Origin of the sequence: Moorena sp. SIO4A5 (assembly GCF_010672005.1) — a bacterium.
Classification (GTDB): Bacteria; Cyanobacteriota; Cyanobacteriia; order Cyanobacteriales; family Coleofasciculaceae; genus Moorena.
The window spans coordinates 29,391-45,348 of sequence record NZ_JAAHHZ010000017.1; the positions used below are offsets into that span (position 1 = coordinate 29,391).

Sequence of the window (15,958 nt, forward strand, 5' to 3'; positions counted from 1 at the left end):
AACACTACTAATCTCAGCTCATCCCCCTAGTTAGCAAAGCCTATCCAGAGAGATTCACCTTTTGACTTCCATTAATGGGTACAATTGCTATGATGCTGATCTGATGGTGGTCTTGAGACGATTACACCTAGAGTTTTAGAGGAATGCGATTGACCTACGGTCACGCTACGCGAACGCAAAAATAAACCCCTAATAAACATGGGTATATTTTGGTTGAGGCAATTGCTGTAACCCGAATTTGAAAAGGGTTTTATGGGTTGTTTAGCACATTAGTATGGAGGAATTTCAGTGAAATGCGATCGCATAGACTTTTGCTCAAAACTCAGCTGCGAACCTACAGCTGATAGCCCAATGAAAAGTGGAAACCATTCTCTTGTAGTGAATTTCCTCGGTTGTTGACCTTAATCAAGGGGATACCATAGTCTAGGCGCAAATCTAAACCAGAGATAATTTGCGATCGCAAACCTACTCCCAGGCTAGCAATGGTGGCGGGGTCAGGGTCAGGATCTAGATTATTCCAAGCTGTACCGATTTCAAAAAAAGGGGCTAGTTGTAGTTTGCTAGGATCTGAAGTGAGAGGAATTCGGACTTGTACCGAACCCAGGATACCGTTATCAGCAACCAGTTGGTTTTGTCGATAGCCTTTGATTGTATCCACGCCACCGATACTGAAGCGTTCTAGGGAGAGCAAAGAATCTGGGGTTAACTGAGCATTAATTTGTGTTATCAGGGTCGCTCTCGGTGACAACTGTTGTACCCATTGGAATTGTCCCAACCAGCTAAAGAATCGCCCGTCAGTCCCAGTGTTGTTGATAGTTGCATCAAAGGCACCCAACCCAAAACTAAACTGAGAGCGAGCAGCTAATATCCGACTAGGGCTACTACGGTCTATCCAATCTTGAGAAAATCGCAATACCGTTACTTTGGATTCGCCGTCTTCTGGACCAACTGAGAAAGAAAAAGGTTCCCCGAGTAAGAAGGTTTGACTGCGACGCAAGTCTAGGGCTAAACTCAGAGCAAATTCACGTTCTGAGGAGCGGAATATCGGTTGGCGAAAACTGACAGAAAAGGTGCGAGTTTCGCTTTCGATATCAAGCTCGTCGAATTGATCTTCGATAATGCCGCTGTCGCTGTTGTTGTAGCGTACACTAAGGGTGCCATTGTAGGGATTGACGGGGATAGAATAGTTGATATCGTAGAGGTCTAGCCCTTCGGTAAAGCTGTATTGAGTGGTGAAGCGATCGCCAAAACCTAAAAGATTATCATGGGCAACAAACAGCCTGGTTTGTAGTGAACCAATGCTGGGAGATTGGTTGTTGGCGGTAGAAACACCAGCGTGAAAGGCAGACGCTTCTTTGAGTTTGACTTGCAAAATATTGCTACCAGAGCCGCTTCCTGCAGTTAATTCGGCATCCACTTGATTGAGCAAAGGGTCAAGTTGCAACAGTTTCAGGGCTTCTTCTAAGCGGCTTCGATTTAATGGTGTGTCAGTGGCCACTTCAAGGCGACTGCGCACATATCCTTCCCGCAGACGGTTTAATCCCTCCAGTTCAATCCGTTCTAAGTCACCCTCAACTACCTGGATTTTCACCACACCTTTGCTAAAGTCTTGGACGGGCAAAAATGCGCCAGAGGTGATGTAACCATTTTCAATGTAGAGCTTAGTAATATCAGAACGCAGTTGAAGCAACTCCTCAAACCTTACTTCACGGTTCTCATATTGGTTTGTTTTATCTGCAATTTCTTCTTGCAAAACCGTATTTCCCAACACCTCCACTTCTGTGACGAAGAATGGCACAGTGGATGGAGTTGGAACTTCAGGGAGTTGGGGAGAGGAAGGAATTTCTAGACTTGGATCCGGTGGTGATGCTGGAGATTCTTCAGGAACAGGAGGAGGTAAATCGGATGGGGTGGGAATGGTTTCCTGAATTCTTTCAGGGGTTTCGGTGGGAAGGTTAACTCCTGGGGGTGGAGTAGACTGAGCCACTGCTCCCATAGTTAGGCTCACGATGGGAATAATGCTAGAGCCTGAAATTACAATAATCGATCTCAGTATATGATACATAGTTTCAGCTTTGTTCGCATTGCTGAATCTTCGGATGAATAGGAGTGGGGTGGGCATCCTGCCTGCCTGGGAATTGTAACGGGCAAGATGCCTGTTCGGAAATGAAACAGGCAAGATGCCTGTTCCACTAAGATGCCCGAGGCCGGAAACAGGCAAGATGCCTGCTCGGAAATGAAACAGGCAAGATGCCTGCTCGGAAATGAAACAGGCAAGATGCCTGTTCCACTAAGATGCCCGAGGCCGGAAACAGGCAAGATGCCTGTTCCACCAAGATGCCTGGGAATGAAACAGGCAAGATGCCTGTTCCACCAAGATGCCCATGCCACAAAACTATTAAAATTATCCCGTATTTATAGCACTACGTATTCAGAGGACATTGATACAAGCTCAAAAGCGGTTTTAGTCAACTTTTGTATGCATGGCTCTTGCCTTGGGCGTAGCGCTATATCTATCCAAATGCTTCCCCCAACCCCCAGAGGCTGAGGGTGTTTTTGGAAAGAGTCTTAAACGAAGTTAAAGTCCGAAGAAATCACAACATTAGTGGTGTCTTCTACCACACCGATAAGATCGTTCTTATAGTAAATCAAGGTATCTTTTGCACTGCTGCCAGACCAGTTTTGGAAGCTCAGTGAGTAGTCACTGGCACTACCATAAACCTGGAACTTATCTCCCTCAGACCAGTAGAAGTCGGTAATTGTGGCATAGCCCGAGCCTAGATAGAATGCCCCAAAGGCATTCCCCAAAACAAATGTATCTGCTCCATCATAAGAACCTTGAACACCAGGCTGGGATGAACTGTAGTCTCCGCTGAGGATATCGTATTCTCCTGTAGTGCCACCATAACCATTGAGGATGTCATTACCGGAACCCCCGACTAATGTATCGGTTCCCGTTCCTCCAAGTAATGTATCATGGCCAGATTGACCCTTGAGGCTGTCATTGCCGGAACTGCCACTTAAGTAATCGTTTCCAGAGTAACCTAGAAGGGTGTCGTTACCTGAGCCACCATAGATATAGTCATGGCCAGTCGAGCCATCCAGATAATCGTTTCCACTCTGACCGTAGAGATTATCGTTGCCGCTATTACCATATAAATTATCGTGTCCAGAGTAACCTAGAAGGGTGTCGTTACCTGAGCCACCATAGATATAGTCATGGCCAGTCGAGCCATCCAGATAGTCGTTTCCACCCTCACCGTAGAGGTTATCGTTGCCGCTATTACCATATAAAGTGTCGTTCTTCGGACCGCCAATCAGGGTATCATTGCCCCCATTCCCCGTCATTGTCCAAGACTTCCATTTCTTGAATATCCACCAACCTTCCTTGTGGGCTTGAAAGTAATTGTTAGCATTGTCACCGATGTAATTTCCCATGGTTTTTACTCCTGAGAGAATTTAATTGTGTAACTTCAAAGGGTTATATTCAGTCAATAAATTCTAGATAAACCCAATGTCTAAGCCTTAAATTTTGATACAATTTAGTCGTTAAGTTTGCCAAAAAAACAAATTAGTTAGAGATAATTTGTTCAGCAACTGTATTAGCTTGCTTGTTGCTTAATTTTCATAATAAAATTAAGTCTTTTATAATTCATTAACCGTATCTACCAATGTGATGACTTGGATAAGCAATACTAATGGCAATATTTGGTCAGTGGGATTGCTGAAAACTACATATTGGTAATCAAAAAGAGAGGCTCTAATCCAGTAAGCCTCTCTTTTTTGGTTTACGGTAGTTGTGCTAAAAGCTAAAGCTTGAAGCTAAGGAAGTATAGGATCAAGCTTTTGCCCAAAATTCCTCACTCCCAGCCTCAAGAACATTCCCGCCCCATCACTAGGCGTCCATTGGGCAGTTGATAGACCCCCGTTGCTTCAACAATTGGGTCACCCTTTTGCCAAGGACGAGAGGCACTCTCACTTGGTACCGTGCGTACCTCTCCAGTGGGATAACGTGAAACTGAAGCATCCCCAGGGCGGGTGGGTAAGTTACCACCACCGGTAATGATGAATTGTCCCTCTTGTTCACTGGTTCGGACAATGCAGCTATTGGCTAGTAGATTGTCGGTGTCAATCAGATTGTCCGGTAACTCTGTCAGGCTGTTTTCGATAAAATCGAGGTTGGGTAAAGTGATAACCCCATCGATAGCACCACTAGCGTTGATATCGACTCGGTTATTATTATCTAAAGTAGCTGGGTCAGTGCCTTTTGGTGCTGGACGGAAGGCAAAGCCGAAGAAGATAGGGGTTTTGAAGGTAATATCACCTCCTCGGCCATCACGGGCAAAGGCTAGGATGTCACTGTCAGCAAAGGCAATGAGGGAGTCAGTGGTGATGGTGATATTGCCCCCGTTGTCAGCACCGCTGAAGACACTAGTGGTGATGTCACTGTCACCCCGTAGCCTAATATCTTTGGCTGTGATATCGATAGCACCTCCGGCAGATTGAGTGGTAGCAGTAATGATATTGCCGTCAGTAGCTGTTAACCTGTCTGAGACATTGATATTGATGTTGCCAGCGTCGCCTTCTCCCTCACTTTGGGCAGATATCTGGCCTCTATCTGTGATGGTTAAATTGGAAGTAGTAATTTTCAAGTCTCCGGCAGGCCCTGTTGAACCTTCCAGTAGTTCTGTAGATATAGTACTGGGAACTTCGCCATCCTTAGAAAGACCAGTTACTTCTATAAATTCTGAGGCATTGATGGTTATATTTCCTCCTTCACCTCGATTTGTGGTTGCTGCGCCAATACGTGAACCACTGCGGATGCTCAGTTGGTTGGTTTCAATAGTTATATCCCCGGCATTTCCGGAAGCATTAATAAAAGTAGGAACAGAATCAATAATTGTATCTGCCGAAGTAGCAACAGGACCAATAATTGTATCTGCCGAAATTGTAGCTCCCTCCTCAAGAATTATTCTGCCAGAATTTAAAAATAAGTTTCCTGCATCACCATTTCCGAGAGTACCAGTCAGTATGCCTGCCTGACCTTGAATCTCGATAGACTCGGTAGCAGTTATACTTAACTCTCCGCCTTTTCCCTCAGGCAAGGTACCTTGTGCATCATTTTCGTCACTTAAAACAGGTCCTGAGATAATTCCAGCTCCATTCTGAATGACTAAACTACGAGTAGTAAGGCTTAAAGTACCACCATCACCAGTCCCAAAAGTTGCTGTTGTCAAACCTGTAGCAGTTTCAACTGCCTGGAGAATTGAGTCTGGGTCTAGAAGGTTAGGATTAAATACTATGGATTGATTGCCAATTAGTTTAACAGACTCGGAAGCATTGATGGTTAAGTTCCCTGCATTGCCACTGCTAAGTGTTTCTGTGCCTATTCCAGTATACCTATTCAATTCAGGTCGGTCATTTTGTACAACCAATTGCTGAGTATTAATGGTTGCGTTGCCAGCATCGCCATTACCAAGTGTCTGGACAAGCAATTGACTACCATTGGTTATATTGATGGAATCAGAGGCATTAATGTTGAGATTTCCTCCCAAGCCATCCCCACGAGTTATCGTCGATACTCTCGTCCCAGTAAAGGAAACGGATTGAGCCTTGATATTAATGTCACCAGCCTTAACAGAGCCACGAGTTTCGCTAATAATGCGCTGATTTTTTGCTATGATTGCGCCATTGCTATTTAACGTAATATTACCGCCTGCAACATCGCGACCACTAGAATCAAGAGAACTAGAGTCAAGAGAACCAAGGTTAAGGTCACCGTCAGCAGACAAGGTTATATCTCCGCCACTGCCAAAGGAATATGTGCTGAGACTACCTGCCGTAGTATCGATACTACCATTGGTGCTGGTCAGCGTAATATCACCCCCTGCAACATTGCGACCACGAGAATCAATAGGACCAAGGTTAAGGTCACCGTCAGCAGACAGGGTTATATCTCCGCCACTGCCAAAGGAAAATGTGCTGATAATACCTGCTGTAGTATCGATACTACCATTGGTGCTGGTGAGGGTAATCGAGCCACTGGGATTAGAAATATCCTTAGTATTAATGTCTCCGAGGGCGTTGAGTATCAAGCTTCTTTTGCCAATAGCTTCAATTGCACCTCCATTACCAAAGAAAATCCCCTCACTGTTATTGCCAATGCCCCTAATAATGCCCTCTAGAGTAATGTTTCCAGTTCCAGTAGTTCGCACTACGCCACCGCCGGCTGCACCTAACCAAATACCGTAATTGTTAGTTCCGGTTCCTCTGCTAATTCCTCTCAAGAGGATATCGCCATCTACCGATGTCACTCTAGTGTTGGAACCTAAAACAACGATTCCTTGATCCCCGTCCGACCCGATTCCACCATTCCCCCCATTTCCCGTCATGGTAATCATTCCTGTTCCAGTGGATTCTACCCCACCGCCAGCTACAATCGAAATGCCCTCGTTGCCAAACCCAACATTACTGCTTGCGTTAGCAGTACCTGTTATTTCGATAGAGCCTGCTCCAGTCGATTGCACCAAGCCTCGATTCAAAATATAAATGCCGTGGTTAAGATCTCCATTACTTGGAGCTGCTGTACCTGTGAGGGTGATATTTCCATCTTTTCCACTCACTCTGGAACCATTACCATAAATTCGTATGCCTTGATTCTCAGAAGTTCCAGCAGCACTTGTTCCCTCCAAAGTGATAGCTCCAGTACCCGTTGATTGAATTACACTGCCAGAGTTAATGAAAATACCTGTATTGCCGCTTCCAGTGCCGTTTCCAGTACCTGTCAAGCTAAGATTTCCAGTTGTTGCAGAAACCCTAGAACCGGAGCGAATACTTATCCCGTGATTACCGTCTGTCCCAATACCATTATTAATACCTACTAGGGTTATGTTCCCTGTTCCAGTGGCTTCTACCACACTAGGACCTCCAGCGAACTGTTCCCGAATTAGGATGCCATAGTTGTCACTGCCAGTACCCGTAGTAGTACCACTCAGAAAAATATTCCCCGTCCCAGTGGAACGTACTAGACCATTGTCACGAATTTGAATACCTCTTCCATTATTAAAACCTTTGCCAGTACCTGTTAGCCTAATATCCCCATTTTCTGAACTAATGATCGTGTTGTTCGTAACATCAACGCCAATACTATCATCCCCTCCGATTCCACCATTGCCAATTAGAGTAATCGTCCCTAGCCCGGTGGTTTTTAATTCGCTGTTCTCCAGAAAAATGCCGATGCCATTGCCAGTGCCATCAGCTATTCCCGTCCCCTCTAATTTAAGATTGCCACCTCCAGCGTTGATGTTAGCATTGTTAAGATGGTGTCCCCACCCGTTGGAATTCGTCGTTCCCCTGCCCAAACTACTGAAATTTCCGCCATTAGTATCAATCGTGGCATTAAAAATACCAATAGCGCCTGCTCCGCTATTGTCACTATCAGCTAACAGCTCTATATTCAACTGACCGCTATTGGAAGTAATATCAGCGAACAGAAAAATATCGTTTTCTGCCTGCAAGGTAAGAGTTGCGTCTCCTCCTGCTGTCTTGCTAATTGGTGCATCATTGTTCTGAGTAATGTTACCTTGATCAGTGCCACCGATACTTGTTGAAATTGTGACGTTGGTGCCCGTATTCAGGGCAGCATTAATATTAGCAACATCAACTGTATTGGTCCCAATAGCACCACCACCATTGGCGAGTGTGATATCAGTGGGATCGATTAGCCAGGTGCCACCACTGCCATTAGGAGCACTAGCATCGGGAGTACTGGTCAGATTAAGAAACTGTTGACCAGAGGTTTCAATAAATCCCCCATCACCGAAAACAGTTCCTCCCCTTGCTGTAAGGGTTCCGTGAACGCTTGCTGTCTGATCCGCCCAAACAATCACCTTGCCCCCATCCCCATTGGTCAAGGCATCGGCATTAATCGTTACATCCGAGCCCACAAAGGTATGTACTGCATTGGGAACCGTGCCATTACCCTGAAAGTCTCCCCCAATCAATACTGTACCGCCACCGGTGTCAGAGGAGACATCAATTCGGGCATTATCCAACAAGCTAACCTGATTTCCGAGAACCTCAACCCGGCCACCAGCTGCTGTCAGGGAGCCAGTGCTAGTTACCGTACCACCGGATAAGCTGAGAGTTTGTCCCGAACCAACTGCCAAATTCCCAGCATTAGCGATCGCACCAGCTTGATTCGTCCCATATTGCAATCCCAAAGGCACACTCACGGTTAACAACGACGAATTGTCCGGATTGGCACTAAAGGATGACCCATCCCCAAAGGTGATCGAATTCGCTGTACTCGCCACAAACGAACCCTGAATATCCAGTTGAGCATTCGCTCCAAAGATAATCCCATGGGGATTCAGTAAAAATAGATTAGCAGCACCATCGACTCCCAAGGTGCCCAAAATACTTGAGGGATTAGTGCCAGTCACCCGTGAGATAATATTTTCAATCCCTGCTGGATTAGCAAAATAAACCCGTTGTAACTCCTCAACATTAAAATCAGTAAAACTGTGGAACAGATTTGCCCCTCGTTCTGCTCCACCTTCTATCAAATCCGCTAGCCCTCCCCTAACCTGAGCATCAGGCGTAACCCGAGAACGTTCAGCCCCTAAAGTCGTATCTGGTGTCACTTCAGCCAAGGCTTGATGTTTATCAAAGGGAAAAAACACACCGAGTGTTAAGCAACTGGCTACCTTCAATAAGCCACAGCAACGACCCCAAGATTGAGCGTTGCTTAATAATGGAATGATTTGAAGAGTTGTGTGGAATGGGCATCTTGGTGGAACTGGCATCTTGCCAGTTTCATGCTTATTTTCGGGCGGGCAGGATGCCCACTCTATATTTTCGGGCGGGCAGGATGCCCACTCTACTTCTATTCATTACTTGATTCAGCAACCCCCAAGATTGATTAACCATGGAATTATTCTCCTTGCTCCCGTTTTTACTTTTTTGCTCCCTGAGAAAGAATTATAAGGTATTCGGTTAACCTATCAGGCTAACGATTCCTACAAACTTGATTGCCAATATAAGCAATAATAATTGCGCAATTGTGCAATTATTATTGTCAGCAACTAAATAAGCTTAGTTGCTGCTTTAGGGTGATAATTAACCTAAGTTTTCCAGAGCAGTTACAGAGCAGTCCTAGTGATGTCCAGAAAACCTAAATCCAGGAGCGATCGCTTTTTAGGAATACTATTTCTGTTTAGCCTTACCGTTTGTATAGGGCTAGGTCATCTTCCCTCAATCGCTCAACCAGCTGAACCGGGAAATATGGCAACCACCCAGCCTGCCAACCCCAGTCAACTCGTGCAAAAAGGGGTTGAGTATTACCAAGCCGGAGATTATCAAGCTGCCATAGAGCTCTGGCAAAATGCCTTGACGCTCTACCAACAGAGCAACAACTATACCAATAGCGCAATTGTCCGGGAAAATCTGGCCAGAGCCAATCAAAAGATTGGTCACATCCAGGAGGCAATCAGTAATTGGGAGCAAGCCATCCTTGACTATCAACAGCTAAGGAACTGGCAACAAATGGGGCGAATGAAAACAGAACTGGCTCAAGCCTACAATAGTTTTGGACAACCGAGAAAAGCTCTGGCGCTGCTATGTGGAGCCCCTAATACTGATGAAAATTCTAAAAACAAACCCAGTTGTGTCCAAGACAGTGCCTTGAAAGTTGCTCGCGCTCATCAGGATTGGAAGGGAGAGGCTGCTGCTTTGGGAAGTATGGGGAATGCCTATATTCTCAGAGGGGATTATGACCAAGGAATTCAATGTTTACAGACTGGTTTAGGCATTGCTGAAAAAGTTGAGTTTGATATCAGCCCCCAACGCACAAAAGACTGTACAATAGATAAATTGGGCAAAAATTACACAGTCAAGATTCTCGCCGATAGTCCCTATCGCAGTTCATTTCTTAACGACCTAGGTAATGCTTACTTGAGCAAAGCTCAGCGTTGGGAGCGCTGGGCTAGCTCTGCCAAACAGCGGGGAGCGAAAGAAACAACCAAGGAATTTAGAAAAAATGCCAACAATAATTACAATCAAGCTGGGGAATATTTTCAGCAAAGTCTCAAACTAGCTCGCACTCAAAATCACCAACCTGCTCAAATGCGAGCATTGCGCAATTTGATTCGACTGTCCTACCGCCCTCAAGAATCAATATCAATAGAGGCGCGAAACCAATGGATTCAAGACGCTCAGGAATTGTTCAACGAACTACCGGATTCTCAGGACAAAGTCTACGCAGCCATCGATTTAGCTAAACTGGAGCAACCGATGACTGTGGTTACTGACACGTCCCAACACAATTCCTGTGGCAAACGTCAGCTAGAAGCAGAGACTGAAACACTCCTCAATCAAGCTGTCTCCATTGCTCAACGCATTAAGGACTACCGTTCTGAGTCTTTTGCATGGGGTGAATTGGGTCATCTCTATTACTGCCGCCAAGACTATCAAAACGCCCTAGACTTCACTCAAAAGGCATGGTGGATGGCTGACCAAAATCTATCCGCAAAAGATAGCTTGTATTTGTGGCAGTGGCAGCTGGGTCAAATTTTCCAAGCCCAAAACAAGAAAGATAAGGCGGTCAATGCTTATAAAGAAGCGATCGCTACCTTAGAAGGTTTTGAAGGTGAACAGGGTAAAAGTGAACAGGGTAAAGGTGAACAGGGTATCCGAACCGACATTCTGATTGCTCAGCGAAACTTACAATTTGACTTTCGGGATACCATTGAGCCTCTGTACCGCGAGTTTGCTCAGCTAACACTCAAGCGTGCCGATTCATTATCCTCTGACTCTGAGCAGTACCAGACAGAGCTGAATTCTGCCCTAAAAACCGTTGATTCCCTGAAACTAGCAGAGCTACAAAATTACTTCGGGAATGATTGTCTTTTAACACTCTTCAACCAGAAACAAATTGATGAGCTTGTCACAAAAGACACAGCCGTCTTTAGCTTTATGATTCTGGAAGAGAAAGCTGCTATTATGGTTAGTCTACCAAACGGCGATAAGAGGTTAAAAAAGTTTAAGTTGTCACAGGTCGATAGTCAAAGGCTAATCAAAGAAGTCAACGACTTCCGGACAAAAATACAGGAATCTTATGACATCACTAAAGCTTTCTTAACACCAGCAAAGAACCTGTATAACTGGCTGATTGCTCCATTTGCCTCTGATTTAGAGTCAGCGCAGATAAAAACACTCGTGTTTATTCAGGACGGCATCTTGCGTAGCATTCCCATGGCGGCACTCCATGATGGTAAGGAATTTTTGGTAGAAAAATATGCCATTGCCACAACTCCCAGTCTTACCCTAACCAATCCCCAAGCCTTGAACCGTCAAGAACTAGCAGCACTCGCTTTGGGATTAACTCAACCAGCGGTCATTGATGGTGAAAGTTTCAGTAAACTGGAAAACGTCCGTAAGGAAATCGAAAACGTCAAAGCTCAATTCCCAGCAAGCAAAACCCTGTTGGATGAGCAATTTACCCGCAAGAGCTTGCAGCAAGAACTCCAACAAACAGTTTACCCAATTCTTCACATTGCCACTCACGGTAAGTTCGGCACAATTCCAGAGGACACTTTTTTAGTCACAGGTAATAATGAAAAGCTCACAATCACTGAGCTAGAGAAAGACATCCGCCGCTTAAGTCGTGGATCTAAACCAGTAGAGTTGCTTGTGCTTACCGCTTGTCAAACTGCTACAGGAGACGACCGTACAACTCTAGGTCTAGCTGGTATCATTGTACAAGCTGGTGTCAGAAGCGCCCTAGCTTCCCTTTGGTATATTCCAGATAACGATACTTCAGAGTTAGTCACTCAGTTTTACCATAACCTCCAATCGGGAATGAGCAAAGCAGAAGCTCTCAAAGAAGCTCAAAAGGATATGATTCCAAAAAGGCACCCCGCCCATTGGGCACCATTCATCATAATTGGTAATTGGCTGTAGAGCGGGGTTCACTGGATTATCGGGCAACGTTAGCAATGTCGATCAAGTACCCCATCCGTTTTTCAATCGATTCCCGCTCCTCTTCAGTCAAGTCTTGTGATGGTTTTGGTTTTTCCCACTGAGCCAGGTCTTCCAACAGAGCAGATGCCACAACTCCAAGTTTCGACTCTTCAGCCAGTTTGAGGGCTTCATCTAGTGCGTTGTACCAGAAACCAGCCTCAGCATACAGATCTGCTTTTTCGGCGCTATCGACTGCATTGTCAAGTTTCTCTTGCAAATCTGGCGGCATCTCCACAACCTCTATTTGTGCTCTGTCTACTAAAGCACTTGATGGGGCACTAGGATCACAAAGGATTACAACTTGCCAGACATAGTCTTTGCCCACTAAGAGCCCTGGTTCACCTTCTGGAAAGGGGGATAGGGTCATAATCCCTGGTGAACTCTGCAATGACATGCTATGGACTTCTGTGAAGTTACCATCTGAGCCACGGCTGTAGATGGTGAATTTCAGCTTTAAGGATTTGGAGTCAGGCACAAACCAAGCAAATGTTGGATGGGTAGAAGTGGTTCGCCCAACATAATTTTGAGAGGCAAGAACCGTTAACGGTATATCTCCTCCATCACACCCCCTAGTCGTTCCCGAATTCGTTCTGGTCTCTTTATCGGGAGTTTTTTGATCCTCAGGAGGCTTATACTCAGCTCTAGCTACAACTGCCGGAGTTGCCACCAGCGCTAAACTCAAGACACAACCAGTTACTACTCTAACGTTAATGGGTTTGTTAAAAAGCCCCACAATTTCAGCCATCATAATATTGATTGAGTAGATGCTTATTTAATTGAAACAATACTACGAATAGGGTAGCCATGACTGGATGCTTGCTACCAACTTTATGAAAAATATCAGAGAAATGGATAACTTAGTTTGGTAATATTAATTGCTGAAAACTACACAGCTAAGCTTTATATAGCAATTATACTACTTGTGAGGTACACAATTTCTGGATTTTAGGGAACAGGGAACAGCGGATCTGGGAACAGGGAAGAGATAAGAGGGAATAGCGATGCGCTGCATTAAGAGGTGCGACCCGTGGCGAATTTAATTCGCCAACGGAAAGCGCACCTCAAAGGGAATTAACGTCAAAGAAGACTGTACCTCATGAGTCCTATAAACGCTATATAGTAGTAGGGTGCGTTAGGGACGGGCTCGCCGTTATTTTTCACTTCGTAGCCAGGGTTGAGATAGCCAGTCCCGTAACGCACCACCAAGTATAATTGAGAATTGAGAATTAAGAATTGAGAATTGAGAATCGGGAATTGGGCTCTCCATGAGCGACTGCATCAAGACATGATAAAAGTTCCTCTGGTCAGGAAAATTTGCAGAGACTTTAGATTATTTAGTTTGAGCCGGTGGTGCGTTACGGGGTGGGCTATTTCAACGCTGGCAAAGAGGCGGAAAATCAGGGCAATCCCACCCCTAACGCACCCTACGAAAATTTACTGATAGCTGAATGTTTATAGCGTTTTTTAGCCTAATGAGGTACACATAATGTTTGTCCTGTTCCCTCTTCTTTCTTCGCTGTTCCCGATTCCCGATTCCCTATTACCGACAACTGCTGCGAAGGGGAGCATGTCAACTTTGTAATTAGGTACATAGATCCCCCCTAACCCCCCTTAAAAAAGGGGGAAATTAGATTGAAAAGTCCCCCTTATTAAGGGGGATTTAGGGGGATCTGAATCAGGGATTAACAAAATTGACATGCACCCGCTGCGAAGTCTATTTTATCGTTTTTTGATATATTTCAAACCTTTCAAAAAAAGAGTTTTCAAGCCATAGCTAACTTTGGCGAGACTCCAGTTACGACCTGCTAGAGGCCAGGTTAACTCGCACAGAGTTCCTTGGGGAGAAAGGGGCTCTCGCTTAAATGTTCCTCCTAGTTGTTTCGCCAGATTTTTACATTGCTTTGTTCCTCGGTTTTCAGAGGATGAACAGATGCCCGAGCCATTATCTTTAAGACTCAGAGTGTACCATTCATCATGTAGCTTGCCAATGGCAGTAATACGAGTTACTCCTTTAGCATGTTTCCCGACATTGCACAAAGCTTCTTCCAGAAACTGGCAGAGTTTTCGCTTTTGCTCAATAGTTAAATATTGTTCCGGTATCGGCTCAAATTTAATAACTTTAAGCTTGAGGGTCTCAAAACAAGGAAGATTCCGTTCCAGGGTATCTCTACAGACTTCATATAAAAGCTTACTTATTGGGCGCTTCAATGACAGTTTTAGGTTACTTCCTAGACGGAGAGTTTCTTCTTGAGTCAGAGTTTCTTGTTTGAGGTATTCTGAAATATCCCATATGTCATCCTTGATAGTTTGAAGTTTCAACAGTAATTCGTCTTGTGGCAAATCCTGGTTTTGAATGCGCGTAATAGTGTAGGCTAGTGTTTGCATTGGACCATTATGAATGAGATTAAATGTTTCCTCGATAGTCCCTTGGCGCACATTGATCTGAGACCTCAAAGCCTGGTCATAGTGATAGAAAGCAGGAAATAGTAAACTATTTATGACTAAAATTAACAACGCTGGTGCTACTGGAATCCACCAGCCCCAAGCTAGGAACACATAACCAACTCCAACTAGTCCGAAGCTGGCAACCCCAACACCAAACAGATTTTTGAATGGGGATTGAGTGAGCCGACCAAGACCCATGGCCAGAAAACCCCAACCTAAAATCCATAGATATTCCCAGGGATCTGACCAAGTTCTTAAAAGCGATCGCTGATCCAGAACGGCACTGAGAATTTGACTAGTAGCATGGGCATGAAATTCCACCCCATAGATTTCTCCAGGAGGGTTCAAACCCTTGATGGCAGTGGTATTGACAGTGTCTTTGATGCTGGGAGTAGTGACTCCAACAATAACAATGCGATCGCGAATCCAACTTGAATTAAATTGCCCTGTTTCGATATCCCTCACAGATAAGCGTCTAAACGGTTTGCGACCACTGCGAAAATTGAGCAGCACTTGAACTCCAAAGTGATCAGTGCCCACATATCCACCGGAATTGGTCAAAAAGCGAGGTAGCTCAGTCTCACCAAAGCGCATAGTATGGCGATCGTGAATGCCATTTTCAAGTTCAATCTTTTCCTTCTCAGCACCCAAATAAGCTTTCGCCAGCAGTAAAGCCAGGGAGAATACATATTCTTTCCTAGTTTCATCCCTATACATCCCAAGAATACTGCGCCTGAGCTTGCTATCTTGATCTGGAATAACATCTGAGAAACCAATCCGTTCCGGGGGAAATCCGGGTGGTGGCTTAATTTTAGTTGGTAATACTTTTTCAATGGCAATGAGATTCTTGATATCCTCAAAGGTTTCAACCAGTTGCTCGTGACCTGGCTCAACTGGTAGATCCCGAACAATATCAAGACCAATTGCTCTGGGTTTGTAGGTTTGCAATCTCCGCAGCAGCCTTGCAATGTCTTGATCTGGTATTGGATAGGTTTCTACATCCTGGATATCCTTTTCATCAATTCCAACAATAACAACCCGTTCATCCATAGGTTCAGAAGGACGCAGGCGCAGAAAAGTATCGAGGGTGATCCACTCACTAAATTGAAGTGACCCATTGAGACGGGCTAAGATTACCAGTCCAATCACTGCAATTCCTGGCAATTCTCCTCCACGCCAGGTAGCAATTTTGTTTCTTATTTTTGGCCAAATACTTAGCAACAACAGTTTTTACCCTTGCTTAATTTACAGCGTTTTTAAGATAGCGCTTTGCGACTTTGTTAAGTATATTTTATGGTTTTTTAGGAAACAGGTAACAGGGAATAGGGAATAGATCAGTTGGCATCTAACCTAAGTTATTTATTATTGTAAATTAAGAATTGGACTTTATCTTTTTTGCCTCATTTTAATAATTAACTTATCTGCAAATCGCTATAACTATGAGGTACACAGGATTTTTTCCCTATTCCCTATTCCCTATTCCCTATTCCCT

Annotated in this window: 7 protein-coding genes; 1 reads left to right on the forward strand and 6 read right to left on the reverse strand. The window is 44.7% G+C overall.

Annotated elements, in window-relative coordinates; translation table 11 throughout:
- Positions 1-334: 334 nt before the first annotated feature.
- From F6K57_RS08740 to F6K57_RS08755, 4 genes are all read right to left on the reverse strand, one after another.
- A complete protein-coding gene (locus tag F6K57_RS08740; protein WP_293066619.1) occupies positions 335-2,008 on the reverse strand; it encodes a ShlB/FhaC/HecB family hemolysin secretion/activation protein in 1,674 nt (557 codons plus the stop codon).
- Positions 2,009-2,049: 41 nt separating this feature from the next.
- Positions 2,050-2,391, reverse strand: coding sequence for a hypothetical protein (locus F6K57_RS08745; protein ID WP_293066622.1), 342 nt, complete (start codon positions 2,389-2,391; stop codon positions 2,050-2,052).
- A gap of 177 nt (positions 2,392-2,568) precedes the next feature.
- Positions 2,569-3,438, reverse strand: a complete 870-nt coding sequence (locus F6K57_RS08750; protein WP_293066625.1) for a calcium-binding protein — start codon at positions 3,436-3,438, stop codon at positions 2,569-2,571.
- A gap of 434 nt (positions 3,439-3,872) precedes the next feature.
- Complete coding sequence (locus tag F6K57_RS08755; protein ID WP_293066628.1) at positions 3,873-8,807, reverse strand: filamentous hemagglutinin N-terminal domain-containing protein; 4,935 nt, start codon at positions 8,805-8,807, stop codon at positions 3,873-3,875.
- Positions 8,808-9,162: 355 nt separating this feature from the next.
- Here F6K57_RS08755 and F6K57_RS08760 point away from each other — a divergent pair, with 355 nt between their 5' ends.
- Positions 9,163-11,961 carry a CHAT domain-containing protein gene (locus F6K57_RS08760; protein WP_293066631.1) on the forward strand — a complete coding sequence of 933 codons (2,799 nt, stop codon included), beginning with the start codon at positions 9,163-9,165 and terminating at the stop codon, positions 11,959-11,961.
- A 16-nt stretch (positions 11,962-11,977) separates the two neighbouring features.
- Here the strand turns inward: F6K57_RS08760 and F6K57_RS08765 are convergent, their stop codons facing one another.
- A complete protein-coding gene (locus F6K57_RS08765; protein WP_293066634.1) occupies positions 11,978-12,769 on the reverse strand; it encodes a DUF928 domain-containing protein in 792 nt (263 codons plus the stop codon).
- 971 nt (positions 12,770-13,740) lie between these two features.
- Positions 13,741-15,690 (reverse strand): CHASE2 domain-containing protein, encoded by a 1,950-nt coding sequence (locus tag F6K57_RS08770; RefSeq protein ID WP_293066637.1) that lies wholly within the window; start codon positions 15,688-15,690, stop codon positions 13,741-13,743.
- Positions 15,691-15,958: the final 268 nt, after the last annotated feature.